We start from the raw sequence: 16,383 nt of genomic DNA, 5'->3' as shown, positions 1-16,383 counted from the left end.
TTCAGAGTCCGCCACCGGACTCGGCGGCCCGGTCGAGTACGCGATCGATGAACTCATCGGTCCAGCGGCCGGATACGAGCAACGCATCGCACAGCGTGAACCGGTCTCGCATCAGCGGCAGTGTGCGCATGATCCAGCGCACTGTCTCGCGGTCGACAGGTGGCGTCAGCTGCGAGAACTTCGTGGGTGCACCGATTGCGGCCAGATCGGCTGCGATCTCGGACGCCGGTCGGAGCAGGGCACTCAACACCCGGCGATGCTCGGGCCACGTCGCTACGAATTCCGAGAGTTCGGCACGTACGCCGGACCATCTGGCCATCTTCTGTGCCACATTGCGCGCACAGCCGGCACCGATCTTGCCGGAGGGATCGATCGATTCCCATGCCCTGGTGACCGAATTCTCGAGATCGGGTATCGGTGTCGTTGCGACGTCGACATCGATGGAGACGTCATCGAAGGACTCGATTGCGCTCTCCCACAACGCCGCCGATATCACCGATGCGACACCCACCTGAGCTCCGTGCAGATCGTGTTCGGCGCCGCGGGCCACTGCTGCCATGTCGATCAAGTGGCTGATCAGATGTTCGCATCCCGACACCACTGCCGTTGTCCCGGTGACGCCGATGCCGAGCCCCCCGTAGGTGAGAGTATCGAGGAGGGCCTCGAGATCGAGCTCCGACAATGACGTCGCATCCCGAAGTCCCTGCGCTGCTGCACCGATCACGTCGAGAACGCCGGATTCGAACTCGCCGTCCATGCCCAGAGTGCAGGCTAGATACCAGTCGGCAGGTGCGCACCAGATCGCGGCTGCATCTCCGAATCCGGCCCTGGTAAGCGCGGCCGGCGCCTGTGCAATCACGTCGTGGTCGATGATCAATGCGACAGGCCAGGCGGTGGGAACCGTACTTTTCGCGCCGTTGCGAACCAGGACCGACAGCGGATCGGAGAAGCCGTTCACCGAGGCGCACGTCTGGATCACCACGAGGGGAACGTGATGGCGCTGCGAGAGCACCTTGCCGAGATCGACTATGGTGCCGCCGCCGACGGCCACGATAGCCGCACACCCGGAACTGGCTGCAGCAGAACTGTCCACCGTGGCCTCGTCGAGGATCACCGTGCCGTGCTGTTCGTTCGGAACCAGCACCGCAGTGGTGAAGTGACCGGCAACAGTGCTGTCGATCTCGGCGAGGACGTCGCGTGAGCCCACCGAGATCGGTGTGCCGTCGTGCAGGATCACCGCTGTGCCCGAGGTATCGAGATCGGCCAGTACGGAGTTCAACTCCGTCAGCGCCCCCGGAGCGCTGACGAGCGTACGCAGCGTCGACGTATCGTGGTCGATGCCGATGTGCGCGAGATAGTGGTGAGTACCCGCCACACCCACGGTCCGTGGCCGGCTCACTGTGTACGCCGACCCGAGGATGCGGGCAGGAGATCCGCGACCGATTCGACGATGTAGGTGGGCCGACCACCGGGCTCGGTTCGGTCGACGTCGTCGAGAGTCGATTCTCCGGTGAGAACGAGAGCCGTGGAGGTTCCCGCGTTCACCCCCATCGCAATGTCCGTGGTGAGTCGATCGCCGACGACAAGCGTGGTGGCCGGATCGATTCCGGTCAATGCGCTGATGGTCTCGAACATGAACGTACTGGGTTTGCCCATCTGCGCGACTGCGACAAGTCCGGTACTCGCCTCGATGGCCGCCGTCACTGCCGCCGCGTCCGGATCTCCGAATCCCCCGGGCAGGGGACAGAACCTGTCGGGGTTGGTGGAGACGAGAATCGCGCGACGGTAGACGGCGAGCGCCTCGAAAGCGATCTTGAGTTTGCGGTAGTCGAATCCGCGGTCGTAGCTCGCGACCACGACGTCGATCTCGCGTGGATCCTCGCTCAATTCGAGGCCGGCCGCCGAGATCGATTCCCGCAGTGGCTGTTCACCGATGACGAAGATCTTGCTGTTCGAGGCATTCTCGGTCAGCCACCGGACTGTCGTCATCGACGTGGTGATCACGTCCGACAGTTGTGTCGGTATGCCGAGCGAGGTGAGCTTGTCGGCGTACTGCTGCGGCGCACGAGTCGGGTTGTTGCTGCAGAACACAACTCGACGGCCGTGGTGGCGGAGCGCTTCCACCAGGTGCGCTGCCCCCGGCAACAGCTCCTCGCCGAGATACAGCGTTCCGTCGAGGTCGAAGATGTACGACTCGAACAGCTGTGTCGGTTCTCGCAGAATCGACTGCGTGAGCGTCGCAGTCTGCGTCATCGGGCTGTGACCTTGCGCGCCCAGCCCTTGGAGAGTTCGACTGCCTCGATCCACCCCGCGTACATTTCCTCGGCCTTGTTGCGGTCCATCTTGGGCTCGAAGGTGCGGTCCACCGACCACAGAGCCTCGATCTCGTCGAGGGATTCCCATACCCCCGTGCTCAATCCGGCCATCAGCGTCGCACCCAACGCGGTTGCTTCGGTGATGGCGGGTCGGATCACCGGGATGCCGAGGATGTCGGCCTGGAGTTGGCAGAGCATGTTGTTGTTCACCGCTCCGCCGTCGACCCGTAGCTCGGGCAGGCTGACCTGACCGTTCGCCGTGATCGCATCCACCACGTCGCGGGTCTGGAAGACCATCGATTCGACGGCTGCGCGGATGATGTGCAGTCTGTTGGTCGAACTGCTCATTCCGACGATGCAGGCACGGGCATAGGGATCCCAGGTCGGTGCCGCAAGTCCGGTGAAGGCTGGAACCAGGTACACGCCGTCGGTGCTGGCCACCTGACCTCCGTACCATTCGCAATCAGCAGCTCCGTGAATGAGTTTCATGTCGTCGCGCAGCCACTGCATGGTCTTTCCCATGCTGAACAGCACGCCCTCGTTTTCGTAGCGGACGTCGTCTCCGACACCCCAGGCCACCGATGTCGTTGCGCCCTCGACCATCTGAGGTGTGTCGCCGCAGTTGATCGTCAGGACTCCTGCTGTCCCGTAGGTCATCTTGGCCTGACCGGCCCGGAAGCAGACCTGCCCGAAGAGCCCGGCTTGCTGATCGCCCATGTTGGAGGCGATGGGAATCGGGGCCCCGAACGTGGCACCGGCATCGCCCACGATCGTGTCCGAGGGGACGACCTTGGCGAGCATGCAGCGCGGAATGCCGTACGCGTCGAGCAGATCCTGATCCCACTCGCGGGTGTGGATGTTGAACATCATCGTTCGCGAGGCGTTGGAGTAGTCGGTGACATGTGCGCCTCGTCCGGTGAGGTTCCAGATCAGCCAGCTGTCGATGGTGCCGGCCAGTAGCTCGCCCTTTTCTGCTCGTTCCTGCGCTCCGGGTACCGTTTCGAGGATCCAGGCGATCTTCGAGGCCGAGTAGTAGGCATCGGAGTTCAAGCCGGTCCGCTCGCGAATGACGGAGTCGAGTCCGCGCTCGCGCCAACGCTCGATCACGCCGTTGCTCTGCCTCGATGCCCAGACCACTGCGTTGTGGATCGGTCGCCCCGACTCCTTGTCCCAGACCACGGCCGTCTCGCGTTGGTTGGTCAGTGCGATCGCGGTGATGTCGGTCGGTTCGAGGTCAGCGCTCCGCAGCGCCTCGCGCATCGTTTCCAGTTGGGCAGTGAGGATTTCGAGTGGGTCGTGTTCGATCCATCCGGAGTTGGGATAGATCTGGGTGATCTCGCGCTGAGCGACTGCGCGGACCTCGCACTTCTCATCGAAGATGAGAGTTCTTGCGCTGGTGGTGCCTTCGTCGATTCCGAGAATGTACTGAGTCATGGCTGACGCTCTTTCCGTCGAGGGTGGCGAGATGGGTTCGGTGTTTCGAGGTGATCTGCGGAGGTGCCGCTGTGGGGCCGAGAGCCGGAGTCAGACGAGTCCGAATACGAGTTGGATTCCGACGATCAGCGACGTCGTGACTGCGATGGCGCATGCCGGAGGATCGAAATGGCTGTCTCCGAGCGTGTGGAACATTCGAGAGCTGAGCTCAGCGAGAAATGCGCTGAACAGTGCTACACCGACGGCCCCCAACAGAGCGACCGTGCTGGGTGCGCCTGCGGAGAGAAGCGCAACGGCTGCCAAACCGGCGGGCAGCGTGATGTGGTGCGATACCGGACCGGACAGGCCGATCTGCAGCAGCAGGAGTGTGGTGGCACTGAACCCGAAGAGGAGAATCGGGCCGAGGGCCCGCGCCGACTCCGGCAGGCTGACGATCAGCCACCCCGCTGCCAGACCGAATCCGACAGCGACGGTGCCGACCTGCAATCGATGTGACTGGAACGGCAGCCAGGCCTGCGTTGCGGTCGGGTGCCACCGGGTGGCGATCTGTGCGCCCGGCCCACCATGGTTCGAGGGCACCAGCCCGGTTCGACCGAACGAAAGGCGCGTTGCCGCAGCAAGTATGACGACCGTGAGCGCGACCGTATCGGTGAGCACGACCGTCGCGCTCAGGGTCGAGTTGATGCTCAGAACGGACTTGAGCCCCTTCTCGAGTGCGAATCCGAGTACTCCGAACGCTCCGCCGACGAGCAGGACACTGCTACTGCCGAGGCCGACGAGCGGCGAGAGAATGTTCTTCCCGTCGTCCAGTTTGCCGGTGCGCTTGGCGTAGGCCGCTGCCGCAACCGCCCCGACGAACGCTACCTGGGGGCCTAAGAAAGGCCCGAATGCCAACTGCCCCAGGAAGTCGTAATCGACGCCGGCCAGCGCTGCCACCACGCCGAAGATGCAGAAGATGCCGCAGAGGCTGAAGACGAACAGCCCGCCGAGTGCGGCACCGACCAATCCACCTCCGAATGCAGCGATGTAGGCAACGAGTTGTAGATCCACGACAAGAGTCCTTTGTTCGAGACGGTGAGGTGCCCGATCGTCGGGATCCTCGTGGTCGAGCCCGGCCACTCCCGACCCGAGGTAACGGGTGAGGAATGCGGGTGGAACCTCTTCGATTGCCACCGGCCCAGCAGGCGAATGAGGTGGCCCAGGAGCTCGTGTTCGAGCGGCTTCGGGGTAAGAGGATCTGTCTTCGTGTTTATGCCGGTTTATGCGGCTTAGTGACGAAGTTAACTCAGTGTGGAGTGGCAGTCAACATCTACCGAGCGGTAACATCGACGACTTCAAATGCCGTTTCACTAGGCTTGCAACAGAAACTATGTGATCCTTGTCATGGAGTCCTGGGGCAGCGGCCCTCCGCGCAGGACCGTGAGAACTGCATTAATCCGCAGTGGGAATGGTGGTCATGGAGCAATACATCGTCGGCATCGACGCCGGCGGAACCTTCGTCAAAGCCGGGCTGTTCGATGCGAGCGGGCGCGAGTTGGCAGTAACGAAGGAACTGAGTCCGCACACGGAGGCGCGTGATGGAAAGCGTGAACAGGACCCGGATGCGTTGTGGCATGCCGTGTGTTCCTCGACGCAGACTCTGCTTCGGTTATCGGGCATCCGGGCGCAGGACATCGCCGCGATTTCGGTCACCGGCTACGGCAGCGGGCTGTGGCTGGTCGACGCAGACGGCGTCGCACTCGGAAACGGAATTCTCTCGACCGATGTGCGGACGGAGCTCGACGCCACATCGGCCGTGGACGATGCGACAGCAGCGCAGGTCGAACGACTGGTCTCGCAAAGGATGTGGAGCGGCCAGACCGCGGCACTACTGAGGTGGTTCGACGAGTACGAGCTGACGATGCGGTCCCGGGTGCACCGCGTCCTCGCGTGCAAGGACTACATCAGGGCCCGACTGTGCGGGGACATGTCGACCGATCACACCGACGCAGGACTCACCGGATTGTGCGACATCGAGCGAAACGAGTGGTCGGCGGACGCCCTCCGCCTACTCGGAATCTCTCGGTGGCGCGAGAAGTTGCCGACGATCGGCCCAGGAGCAGAGACGGTCGGCGTAATCACCGCTGCTGCTGCCGAACTCACCGGCTTGGCGGCGGGCACCCCGGTGGTCAGGGGCGTGGTCGATGTTGCCGCGTGTGCGCTCGCCTCACGGGTTCTGGACGAGGGGCACATGTCGGTTATCGCAGGGACATTCGGAATCGACCAAACACTGCATCCGCGCCCCAGAACCAGTACGCCCCCATTGCTTCAGTGCCGATACATCACAGGCGACGCGTATCTGGCGAGCGAGGGTGGGATTACCTCGGCGAGCAACCTCGAATGGTGTTGTCGGCAGATATTTCGACACCGGCCCGACGACGCCATCGCCGAAGGCGGCGACATCTATCGCCAGTGCAACGACGCGGTCGCTCGAGCGTACGCCCGAGGTCGCTCCAGTGACATGATGTTCTTCCCGTATCTGTTCGGTGGACCCGACGGCGCTCCGGCCGGCTTGCTCGGCGCGGTTGCCGAGGACGGGTTCGACGACGCAGCACTTGCGGTGTACGAGGGAATTGCGTTCGCGCACAAGGGCGATATCGAGTTGCTCCTCGGGGGCGACGATGCGGCTCGGCCGACGGTCGTCAGGATGTCGGGGGGTGCCTCACACAGCCCGATCTGGCCGCAGATATTCGCCGACGTTCTCGGCCTCCGCGTGGACGTCGCCGATCGAGGCGAGATCGGAGTTCGCGGTGCTGCGATCACGGCCGCGGTGGCAGTCGGAATGTTCGCTGACTTCGACACCGCCGCAGCCGTATTCACGCCCGTGATGCGATCCTACGAACCCGATCCGCAGAAGGTGCTGTCGATGCGCGTGCGGTACGACCGTCATCGCGCACTGACCACTGCACTGAGTGCGGTCTGGAACGGACTGGATACGGTCGGCGATCGCTACAGCGATCGGTCCGCCGTTGCAGCGGATACCTGACCGAGCGGATCGATGTCGTCGACGGAGATGCACTCGACGCCGCTGTCGCGATATTGCTGTAGCAGCGCCGGATTCAGTCCCGGCTCGACCGCCAGGGTGGTGATGGACGCCAGAGGAGCGACCTGGAACGCGCCGGAGTAACCCAGCTTGTCGCTGGTGCACAGGACGATCGAGCGATGGGCACCCTCGATCATCGCTCTTTTGATCTGTGCCTCCTCGTACTCGAAATGAGTGATGCCGGAGTCGACGTTGATGCCCAGGATGCCGAGGATCGCGACATCGGCGTTGATCGACTCGTAGGTCTTGAGGGTCTGGGCTCCCACCGTCACCATGGCGTTCTTCAGCAGGCGACCCCCGACCACGACGACCTCACACTGCGGGTGCTCCGCTAGATTCACCGCAGTCGACGGGCTGTGCGTGACGAAGGTTGCCCGAAGTTGCGGGTCCAACTGTTTCGTCACCTCGATTGCCGTCGTACCGCCGTCGATGAGTATCACCTGCCCGTCCTGCAGCAGGCTCGCGGCAGCGCGCGCGACGAGCGACTTGGCCGAGGCTTCCTGGTCGCGTCGGTCCCGGTAGTCCTGGCGCAAGGTGGACACCACCAGTGCACCGCCGTGCACTCGCTTGAGCTTTCCTTCCGCGCCCAGCTCGTCGAGATCCCGGCGAATGGTGTCCTCGGAGACGTCGAACGTCACAGCGAGCTCGGAAGACAGAATCTTGCCTGTCGTACGCAAAAGCTCGAGGATGCGGAAATGCCGCTCGGGCTTGAGAAGTGTGGCCACCAGGGCATCGTATCTGCCGACTGCGGTCGTAGACTCGTCAGCGATGAGTAATTCGAGTGTGACCCTGGACGACATCGTTGCCGCACATCGACAAATGCGCGAGCGCAATCCGCTGGTCCAGTGTCTGACCAACACCGTGTCGGTTCAGTTCGTCGCCAATGCATTGCTGGCCGCCGGGGCTGCTCCGGCGATGGTGGACAACCCGGAGGAGGCGGCCGGCTTCGCGGAGATTGCCGACGCGGTCCTGGTCAACCTCGGGACTCCCACGGCCGCTCAGGTGGAGAGTTCTCGCCTGGCGTCGGCTGCCGCGAGGGCAGCGGGTAAGCCGTGGGTTCTGGATCCGGTGGGGGCAGGCGGTCTACCGTGGCGTACCCAGGTGGCTGTCGAGCTGCTTGCCAACCGCCCCAGTGTTATTCGTGCGAATGCGTCCGAGGTCATGGGTCTGGCGGGCGCTCGAGGGGCATCGCGAGGGGTGGATTCGTCTGCACGAGCGGAAGATTCTGTCGATGCGGCGCGTTCGCTGCTGGATCGCGCCGAGACAGTGGCGGCGTCGGGGGACGTCGACCACATTCTCGGGCCCGACGCAATGGTGAAAGTTGGCGGTGGAAGTGCACTGCTGCAACGAGTTACCGCTACCGGATGCGCCCTCGGTGCGCTGACGGCGGCCTACTGCTCCGTGACATCGTCCGCGCTGATCGGTGCAGTGTCTGCGCACGCCCATGTCGCGGTCGCGTCGGAGATCGCCGCCCGGTCCACATCGCGACCGGGATCGTTCGCTGCCGCGTTCCTCGACGGACTCGACACGGTCGACGAGTCGGCATTGCGAGAACTGGTACGGCTCGACACTGCCTGACACTGCAACGGTTGCTCCACCCTGCGGCGCAATCTGCGGGATTGCGCTGCGATCTGCCGAAAGTGGAGCACCCGTTGCCGATCCTGAGGTGCCCGGTCAGACAGAGACGGACGATTCCTCGGGAAGCTCGCGAATTTCGGCGTCGGACATGTCCTTGAAACGGCCGTAGTAGATGCCACGCGCCTGTTCCGCGACAATGGCCTGATGGATGGGGAAGGCCATCTTCGGAGCTACCGCACGCAGGAACTCGATGGTCTCGGACAGCTTCGACCACGGTGCGGCTGCGGGAAGGGCGAGCACGTCGATCTGCTGCTCGGGCACGAACAGCGAGTCGCCTGGATGGAACAGCTGACCCGGATTTTCCGGAGTGCCGAGCAGATACCCGGTGTTGTCGATCTCGGGTAGTTCGGGATGGATGACGGCATGGGTGCCGCCGACCCCGGTGACGGTGATGCCGCCGACAGCGAAGGCTTTACCTGCGGGAGCTGCGGTCCACTTCTCGCCGAGCTGGCCCGCGGTCATGGGATCGGCATGCAGAGCCGCTCGCGGATTCGCGTCGAGAAGAGTGGGAAGCCGTTGCAGATCGATGTGGTCCGGATGCTGGTGCGTCACGAGGATCGCGTCGAGTCCGGTGATGCCCTCGAAACCGTGGGAGAAGGTGCCCGGATCGAACAGCACCGTGGTGCCGTTGAGTTCGACCAGAACGCAGGAATGTCCGAAGTGTGTCAGCCGCATGGACTCCACAGTAAGCGCGGTTTCGCGCCTTCCGCCAGGGCTGCGTAGACTCCCACCTGCCGGTAACTGTCTTGCTGTACGTATTTCAAGGAGCGCTTTCGTGGCCCGAGTCGTTGTCGATGTCATGCCCAAGGCCGAGATTCTCGATCCACAGGGCCAGGCGATCGCCGGGGCGCTCGGTCGGCTGGGGATTTCCGGCGTGTCCGACGTTCGTCAAGGCAAGCGTTTCGAGCTCGAGGTCGACGGCACCGTAGACGACGCAGAGCTCGAGAAGATCGCGGAGTCACTGCTGGCCAACACCGTCATCGAGGACTGGACGGTCACTCGGGTGTCGGTAGAGCCCGTCGCATGAGCGCCCGCGTAGGTGTCATCACCTTCCCCGGCACCCTCGACGACGTCGACGCCTCCCGCGCGGTCACCCTCGCCGGCGGTGAAGCCGTCAGCCTGTGGCACGCCGACGCCGATCTGAAGAACGTCGATGCCATCGTCGTGCCCGGCGGATTCTCGTACGGCGACTACCTGCGGGCCGGTGCCATCGCCCGGTTCGCTCCCGTGATGGAATCCGTGGTGAAAGCCGCCGAGGGCGGTATGCCGATTCTCGGTATCTGCAACGGCTTCCAGGTGCTCTGCGAGGTCGGCTTGCTGCCAGGCGCACTCACCCGCAACGAGCAGTTGCACTTCGTCTGCCGCGATCAGTGGCTGGCAGTGGAGAACACCGACACCGCGTGGTCGTCTCGCTACGAGCCCGGTGCCGAGATTCTGATCCCGGTCAAGAACGCCGAAGGCCGATTCCAGGCTCCGCAGAAGGTGCTCGACGAACTCGAGGGCGAGGGCCGCGTCGTATTCCGTTACCGCGGCACCAACCCGAACGGATCCCAGCGCGGGATCGCCGGTATCTGCTCGGCCAACGGTCGAGTTGTCGGTCTGATGCCGCACCCCGAGCACGCCACCGAGCCGCTCACCGGACCGAGCGACGACGGACTCGGCATCTTCTACTCGGCGCTGGACACCATCGTCAACGCCTGAACCGAACCTGTCGGTGGTCGCCGTTACTGTGCCGCCATGACACTGAACTTGGCGATGATCACGTTCGACACCACCGATCCGGGTCCGCTTGCGCGCTGGTGGGCAGAGCAGGTGGGCGGATCGATCGTGGAGGAGAACGACGGCTGGTTCTACGTCGTCGCTCTCGCTTCGGCTCCGTACAGAATGGCCTTCCAGAAGATCGACGACCCCACGTCGGGCAAGAATCGCGTCCACCTCGACATGACGACGGAGAACCTCGACGCCGAGGTCGCGCGCCTGGCCGAGGCAGGTGCGACAGAAATTGCGCAACACACCATGGGCGACTTTCGTTGGGTGACGCTGAGCGACCCCGACGGGAATGTGTTCTGCGTGTCCGGGTCGCACTGAGCGCCGAATGCCTGCCCAAGCATGGGTGACTCTGATCGTCGGTGTGCTCGCCGTCGTCGGGGTGGCTCTTACCGTGCGACAGCGCACTGTGGCCGACAAGCGCGCCCAGGCGTGGCTTCACTTGTCCACCGGACACATGTCCGGGTGATCTCCGCTCTGGGGAGAATTCTCGCCTCGAAGCTGGTGCCGTCAATAAGAATGGACGGTTCACATCTGCGTATGGGGCAAGACTCTACGACTGGTTAGCTGGCTTAGCAGCCGAAACGCCCGCCCCGGTGACCGGGGCGGGCTCTTCTGATTCGCGGGTGGTCCCCGTTCATGATCGGGAGAGTTCAAAGTCTCCGAGAAGTTCGCGATGTTCGGTCGCGCCGGACACGTATCTCCACAACCAGCCAGACCACCGCACACACAATGGCCAAACCCCAACCGGCAACGGCGGCCCCCGGCGCATTCACGTAGTACGCGCAGAAGACAGATGCCGTAATGAGAGCCGCGAAAAGCGGTCCAGCCCAGCGGCGATCGAGTTTCAACGCAACCATCCTTCGATCATTCCCATGAACGTTCAACGCACGCATATACGACACCACCACTGAAGCCAATGACGCCCGCGATGCAGATAACGCACCCGGCACCGGCTGTGAGGAGGCAAGCAATGGCACAAATGTTACTCAGGCCCGCTGCGACCCATGCGGGAACTCCCGCGCTGGCCAGGCAGTTGTTGAGCTTGCCCCAGTTCATGCCCCGCGCCTGCGGGTCACTGTCATCCCCTGAAGCATTCTCCGCTGTCACCGTCTCGTCGTAGATCAGCTCACCGTCAACCCATGACTGGACCGTTCCTGACGTGTCGCTGATCGTGTGGAGTTGATTCTCGATCATGCCTGTCCGAACGAAATCTGAGTCGAACAGTACGGCCACCGACGCACCGTGGGGAACTGTCGGACCGCGGATCGGAATGCTCACGACGTACGTCCCCTCGGGGACGACCTTCACCATCTGAGAAGCGACGTCCAGACTGTCGCCGGGCTGGAGGTGAATGCCTGTCCGTTCGACCTCCGTGGCCGCGGAATCTTTCAGCCTGTCGCCGTCCTCCCCGGTCACCTCGGGGTACGTCACGGCGTCCTGCGTTTTCTGGAGGAAATCGGATACGTTTCCCTCCGCAGGTGGTGGAGCAGGTTGTGCTGCTGCGATTGAGCCGCTGCTGAACGTAGCTAGCAGAACAGCCAAAAACATCGAAAGCAACACTCCTGCAACAGTGTTACGCAATCTACTCATCATTCGACCTTCTCTCTGAGATTTCGGCGAATGATCGGACAGAGCGAGCTCGAGCCCGAACCTTCACATGGTCTTTCGTTCACTGCATGTACGGGACGCAACGGAAAACGACGGTCCCTTCAACAGCGCAGCGCGCAGCAAAGGGAGTGATGTGGAGGCCCACCCGACGCCGACAGGGTTAAACCTCAGACGCTGCTATAGCGTGAGTAAAAGCTAGCAAAAGTCACTTGGTGTTGCAACGGTGAGCGCCGCACAGTTCGGTTCAGCTCGCGTGTTCGACCGCGAGCTCGTCGAACACCAACAAAATCGCGGTGACCGCGTCGGAGAGGCCAACGGTGTGCATGCTCGCCGTCATCTCCACGTACCCGCCCCCGTCACGAATGCGAAGACGAACCGACGAACCCCGGCTGCCTGTTGACTCTTCCATTCCACGTGCAGTCGAACGAACCATCTCGGCATCGTCTGGATGAACGAAAGCTCCACCTGCATCGAGGTCAAAACGCTGCCACAGGATGTTTTCCGGTGCTTCCCCGTCCCAATGCAGCAACACCAGCGTCTCCGGGTCGAGTACTGCCCGATGCTCACCAGATCGGCGCATAGATCTCGCTACCGCCTCTGCAACACTTGCATTAGCCGAGCATTCTGCTGAAAGCATTGCGGCGGAACCTAAGTCGAGTGAAATTCCTCGAAGAACCCCGCGGCGGGGCGAGTGGTCACCACCGGTACACCCAAACCGGGCGATTATCTGCAACTCCCGATCATCGGCGTCTGGACGCCGCTCAACACCTCGAAGCTGCAAAACCCTCCCAGGCATACCTTCAATCACATCCGCCAGTACGCCGACTTTGTCCGACCCGAGCTCGAGCTTGCTCAGCCCCTCAGCGAAGGAGTAGTTCTGATCTACCCCCATTGAGGACCACGATTGACCCCCGCCGACGATCGCGCTTCGCCTACCACTGCCCGTATCCAAATCCCATGTGAAAGCCCATGCAGACGGCTTGCAGGAGGAGTCGGGCGAACCGTAGCCGAGCCGCAACCACACCCCGTGCACAACTCCGGAAACATCCTCGGCGATCGGTTCCGCCACCACCGACTTACCTCGCGACGACAACTCAACCATGCGATTCATCGCGCGTACCTCGCGCACCGCGGACAGCGCAGATGATCTGTCGTCGGACCGAAGGAAAGAAGCCAAGGGCACACGCTTCTTTGGAATATCCCCGACCGCCACGACGAATGGACGACCATCATCGAGCACGTCCACAAGCAACCACTGCGGCGTAGACATTCGATCCGCCCTTCATCGAAATTGAACTCGGCACGAGGCCGCCGACCCAGCTAGCAAACCACATCGAAGACCAATCGGTATGCGCGCCTGTTTGGAAGTTCTACGCAACGCAACGACCGGCTGACCAAATCGCAACGAAACAGCCCGCCTATGAAGGCAGACCGGTTGTATTCCCACATTCGACAGACCCTCGCGGGATCACAGTTGTTGTCTAACAACCAAGCCCGCACCAAAGTCAGGTTGTTGGCCCGGTATCGGCAGTCGACACCGCTTTGCCGGGCGTTCAGAGGAATCAGCCTGTCGTCGGTGGGCATCCACGAGTGATGGAGGAGGTGTCTTCGGGTTCGGATCAAGCTTCGCGGAGTCCGCGGACACCACTGTCCAACAGTGAACCTGGTAACGGATCACCTGGTGCCTCGAACGCACCGTCAGCGACAGTGACGAGGAAGCGGAGCTCGGCTGGGACGTCTTTGCGACGGTCACCGACTCCCCGCTCATCACCAGCACCGAACGTAAGGTGCTGCTGGCCGTTGCGGGCCGATCTGCACGTCGCGCACTGGCGCAACCGCGCGAAACCGCGCGAAACCGAGGACACTGATGGCGAGAGCGCGCAGGAGGACCCGCGATGACCACTACCGACGCACGCAACATCAGAGCACCACGGCCAACGGTCGCCGCTGCCGCTGCCCGCGCGTACATCACCATGGCCGAACGCGACCATCAACCCGTACCCGACTGGATTCGCGACGCTGCAGCGGGACGACCGACCATCCCGCCGCCCGAATAGCGGGTCTCTCGGCACGTGATCGCGGTCAGGCCGCGCACGCTCGCAACTCCGTCAAGGTCGAGGCGAAGATGCCCGTTGGCCCGAGCGATACGTCGCAGTACTCGCCGTCTCGCCAGAAGTACACCGCAGGCGACAGTGGGCTCGGTGTGTCTCGGGTGAATACCGATGCCAGCTCGCCGAGCAAGGCGGCCGCTGCGAGCGCCTCGTCTGCGTCCCGCGGCCGAAAACAGGCGAACTCGTAGGCGTTGGGAACGATGAACAACACTCCGTACAGGCACTCTCCCAGGTGCGTCGAGATCAAGGTGGTCATGTCGGCAACCTTCGACGCGAGATAGATCGAATCCCCGCTCAACACCTCGATGTCGATGCCGTTTCTGCTGAGGATCTGGACTTCCTCGAACTGCATCGCGGCCGTATTTCTCCGGCCGGCGGCCCAGGCGGCAGCGATGTCTCGGCCCACCAGGTGGCAATCCGCCAGTGTCACAGCCCGATTCGGTGATGACAGATTGAGCACCCGTCTCGGAGCGCCCGGCACGTCGAGCAATGGCACCGAGTAATCGTACGCATCCATTCGCTCGAGGGCGGACGGCGCGATGACGCGCTCACGCAACCTCGAGTAGAACTCGTCGTCGGACAAACCGGTGATGAAGTGTGGATTCGCCTCGCGCATCATCTCGATCATGACGTCGACGTGGCCTCCGATGATGTTGTCCCACGCAGTTCGGCTCACCCCCGCACAGCGGGCGAAAAGGTTCTCCAGCGGAAAGTGTGCGCCCGAATCGGCCGCCAGTGTTGTCGCGTCCTCGCGGTGAACCACCACGCCTCGCGTGCGAAACGCTTCGATCGTCTTCATCCGAACGATCGCGAGTGTGGTTGCGTGAACTGCCTGTTGGTTCGGTATCGGCTGATTTCTCATGAAGGTCCCCCCGGTCGATGTGTGCTCTTGGGGTGTTCGACGCGGCAGCTGCCACAATGGTTCCCATGTCGACTCACGCCTCCGCAACCGGTCTCTGCAACTTCGTCGACGTCTCGCCGTCGCCGTTCCACGTCTGCCGGACGGTGTCGGTGCAACTCGAGGACGCCGGCTTCGTGCGTCTCGACGAGACCGACGCCTGGCCCACGGAGCCGGGCCGCTACTTCCTGATTCGCGGCGGATCCTTGGTTGCGTGGAGTACCGAGCGTGACGGTTCCGGTCGTTCCGCAGGCTCAACTCCTGCCGCTTCCGGTCGTTCCGCAGGCTCCACTCCTGCCGCTTCCGGTCGTTCCGCAGGCTCCACTCCTGCCGGTCCCTTCCGCATCGTCGGCGGGCACACCGACAGCCCGAACCTTCGCGTGAAACAACATCCCGATCTGCAATCCGCGGGCTGGCAGATGGTGGGCCTCGAACCGTACGGCGGTGCCTGGCTCAACTCCTGGCTCGATCGCGATCTGGGTATCTCCGGTCGGTTGAGTATGCGCGACGGCAACACGGTCCGCGAGGTTCTGGTGAAGGTCGACGAGCCCATTCTGCGAGTTCCGCAGCTGGCGATCCACTTGTCCGAGGACCGCAAGGGCGTCACCCTCGATCCGCAGCGACACGTCAATGCCATTTGGGGAGTTGGGAATTCACCGCAGTCGTTCATTGCATACGTCGCCGAGCGAGAAGGCGTCGACCCGCGAGCGGTGCTCGGTTGGGAATTGATGACGCACGATCTGGCTCCCAGCGCGGTCGTGGGTGTCGAGTCCGAGTTGGTCAGTGCCCCGCGCCTGGACAATCAGGGCACCTGTTACGCCGGAACGCAGGCTTTGCTTGCGGCAGTGGAGAATCCGACCGCTGTCACTCCGGTGCTGGCCCTGTTCGATCACGAGGAAGTCGGCAGCATGTCCGATCGAGGCGCGTTCTCGGATCTGCTGAACACCGTGCTCGAGCGCATCGTGCTCGGACGTGGCGGCGGGCGTGAGGAGTTCCTGCGCACCATGGCCGGATCCATCTGTGCCTCAGGGGATATGGCGCATGCGACGCATCCCAACTACCCGGATCGGCACGAGCCCGCGCATCGTATCGAGCTCGGTGGGGGACCGGTACTGAAGGTCAACCAGAATCTCCGTTACGCAACGGATTCCGCCGGAGCGGGTGCATTCGCGCTGGCGTGCGATCAGGCCGGAGTTCCGTTGCAGCGCTACGTGCATCGCGCCGATCTGCCCTGTGGTTCGACCATCGGGCCGATCACCGCGTCCCGCACCGGACTGTCGACCGTGGACGTCGGCGCAGCGCAATTGGCCATGCACTCGTCGCGAGAGTTGATGGGAGCCACGGACGTGAAGGCCTACGCCGACGCGCTCGCGGCGTTCTTGGCACCCGCGCAGTAGCGCGGCGGCGGCCGGGGTTGACCGGACATTCGCAAACGCGCGCGCATTCGTCAGGTGCACGGGGAATGGTGCCCGATTCGGGGCTATTCCGCTCGCGTATGGCAAACGCGCGCGCATTTGCGGAATCCTG

At 63.1% G+C, this 16,383-nt stretch carries 17 protein-coding genes; 8 read left to right on the top strand and 9 right to left on the bottom strand.

The window, feature by feature from the left end:
• Nucleotide 1 precedes the first annotated feature (1 nt).
• The 4 genes from RHODMAR_RS23125 to RHODMAR_RS23110 all read right to left on the bottom strand — a co-directional run bounded on the left by RHODMAR_RS23125 (nt 2) and on the right by RHODMAR_RS23110 (nt 4,922).
• Nucleotides 2-1,375: an iron-containing alcohol dehydrogenase gene (locus tag RHODMAR_RS23125; protein WP_008719492.1), complete on the bottom strand. Its 1,374-nt coding sequence runs from the start codon at nt 1,373-1,375 to the stop codon at nt 2-4.
• A gap of 20 nt (nt 1,376-1,395) precedes the next feature.
• Entirely contained in the window at nt 1,396-2,253 is an 858-nt protein-coding gene (locus RHODMAR_RS23120) for an HAD-IIA family hydrolase (protein WP_008719490.1), read from the bottom strand.
• On the bottom strand, nt 2,250-3,749 hold the full coding sequence (gene glpK / locus RHODMAR_RS23115) for a glycerol kinase GlpK (RefSeq protein WP_008719489.1): 1,500 nt from the start codon (nt 3,747-3,749) through the stop codon (nt 2,250-2,252). Before glpK ends, RHODMAR_RS23120 begins: the two co-directional genes overlap by 4 nt.
• 90 nt (nt 3,750-3,839) lie before the next feature.
• Nucleotides 3,840-4,922, bottom strand: coding sequence for a hypothetical protein (locus RHODMAR_RS23110; RefSeq protein WP_008719487.1), 1,083 nt, complete (start codon nt 4,920-4,922; stop codon nt 3,840-3,842).
• 283 nt (nt 4,923-5,205) lie between these two features.
• Between RHODMAR_RS23110 and RHODMAR_RS23105 the strand changes: the two genes are divergently transcribed.
• Entirely contained in the window at nt 5,206-6,774 is a 1,569-nt protein-coding gene (locus RHODMAR_RS23105; protein ID WP_198289520.1) for an FGGY-family carbohydrate kinase, read from the top strand.
• Here the strand turns inward: RHODMAR_RS23105 and RHODMAR_RS23100 are convergent.
• Complete coding sequence (locus tag RHODMAR_RS23100; RefSeq protein WP_198289519.1) at nt 6,738-7,556, bottom strand: DeoR/GlpR family DNA-binding transcription regulator; 819 nt, start codon at nt 7,554-7,556, stop codon at nt 6,738-6,740. The two genes, RHODMAR_RS23105 and RHODMAR_RS23100, sit on opposite strands and share 37 nt — an antisense overlap.
• A gap of 43 nt (nt 7,557-7,599) precedes the next feature.
• Between RHODMAR_RS23100 and thiM the strand changes: the two genes are divergently transcribed.
• A complete protein-coding gene (thiM, locus tag RHODMAR_RS23095; protein ID WP_042940156.1) occupies nt 7,600-8,409 on the top strand; it encodes a hydroxyethylthiazole kinase in 810 nt (269 codons plus the stop codon).
• Between the two features lie 96 nt (nt 8,410-8,505).
• On the opposite strand, the gene RHODMAR_RS23090 is transcribed toward thiM, so the two are convergent.
• A complete protein-coding gene (locus tag RHODMAR_RS23090) occupies nt 8,506-9,144 on the bottom strand; it encodes an MBL fold metallo-hydrolase (protein WP_008719479.1) in 639 nt (212 codons plus the stop codon).
• A gap of 100 nt (nt 9,145-9,244) precedes the next feature.
• Here RHODMAR_RS23090 and purS point away from each other — a divergent pair, with 100 nt between their 5' ends.
• Genes purS through RHODMAR_RS28380 form a run of 4 tightly spaced genes read left to right on the top strand, consistent with a single transcriptional unit; the run spans nt 9,245 to nt 10,705 of the window.
• Nucleotides 9,245-9,496 (top strand): phosphoribosylformylglycinamidine synthase subunit PurS, encoded by a 252-nt coding sequence (gene purS / locus RHODMAR_RS23085; RefSeq protein ID WP_008719477.1) that lies wholly within the window; start codon nt 9,245-9,247, stop codon nt 9,494-9,496.
• Nucleotides 9,493-10,170 (top strand): phosphoribosylformylglycinamidine synthase subunit PurQ, encoded by a 678-nt coding sequence (gene purQ / locus RHODMAR_RS23080; RefSeq protein WP_008719475.1) that lies wholly within the window; start codon nt 9,493-9,495, stop codon nt 10,168-10,170. The genes purS and purQ overlap by 4 nt, the downstream gene beginning before the upstream one ends.
• Before the next feature lie 36 nt (nt 10,171-10,206).
• The gene (locus tag RHODMAR_RS23075) at nt 10,207-10,557 is read left to right on the top strand and encodes a VOC family protein (RefSeq protein WP_008719473.1); all 351 of its coding nucleotides are present in this window, start codon (nt 10,207-10,209) and stop codon (nt 10,555-10,557) included.
• 7 nt (nt 10,558-10,564) lie between these two features.
• Nucleotides 10,565-10,705 (top strand): hypothetical protein, encoded by a 141-nt coding sequence (locus RHODMAR_RS28380; protein ID WP_157226182.1) that lies wholly within the window; start codon nt 10,565-10,567, stop codon nt 10,703-10,705.
• Nucleotides 10,706-11,103: 398 nt separating this feature from the next.
• Here the strand turns inward: RHODMAR_RS28380 and RHODMAR_RS23070 are convergent, their stop codons facing one another.
• Together RHODMAR_RS23070 and RHODMAR_RS28375 are read right to left on the bottom strand one after the other, a co-directional pair.
• Nucleotides 11,104-11,799 (bottom strand): hypothetical protein, encoded by a 696-nt coding sequence (locus RHODMAR_RS23070; protein WP_042940155.1) that lies wholly within the window; start codon nt 11,797-11,799, stop codon nt 11,104-11,106.
• 292 nt (nt 11,800-12,091) lie between these two features.
• Complete coding sequence (locus tag RHODMAR_RS28375; protein ID WP_008719468.1) at nt 12,092-13,117, bottom strand: GAF domain-containing protein; 1,026 nt, start codon at nt 13,115-13,117, stop codon at nt 12,092-12,094.
• Between the two features lie 625 nt (nt 13,118-13,742).
• Here RHODMAR_RS28375 and RHODMAR_RS28370 point away from each other — a divergent pair.
• Nucleotides 13,743-13,904 (top strand): hypothetical protein, encoded by a 162-nt coding sequence (locus RHODMAR_RS28370; RefSeq protein WP_157226181.1) that lies wholly within the window; start codon nt 13,743-13,745, stop codon nt 13,902-13,904.
• Nucleotides 13,905-13,929: 25 nt separating this feature from the next.
• Here RHODMAR_RS28370 and RHODMAR_RS23055 read toward each other — a convergent pair whose 3' ends face one another.
• Entirely contained in the window at nt 13,930-14,757 is an 828-nt protein-coding gene (locus RHODMAR_RS23055; RefSeq protein WP_232433747.1) for a hypothetical protein, read from the bottom strand.
• Nucleotides 14,758-14,876: 119 nt separating this feature from the next.
• On the opposite strand from RHODMAR_RS23055, the gene RHODMAR_RS23050 reads away from it, so the two are divergent.
• Nucleotides 14,877-16,253, top strand: coding sequence for a M18 family aminopeptidase (locus RHODMAR_RS23050; RefSeq protein WP_042940165.1), 1,377 nt, complete (start codon nt 14,877-14,879; stop codon nt 16,251-16,253).
• Nucleotides 16,254-16,383 lie beyond the last annotated feature (130 nt).

This window comes from Rhodococcus sp. AW25M09 (genome assembly GCF_000333955.1).
In the GTDB taxonomy this organism is placed as follows: Bacteria; Actinomycetota; Actinomycetes; order Mycobacteriales; family Mycobacteriaceae; genus Rhodococcoides.
Note: the sequence above shows the minus strand (reverse complement) of the source record. Positions and strands in the feature narration are given on the sequence as shown.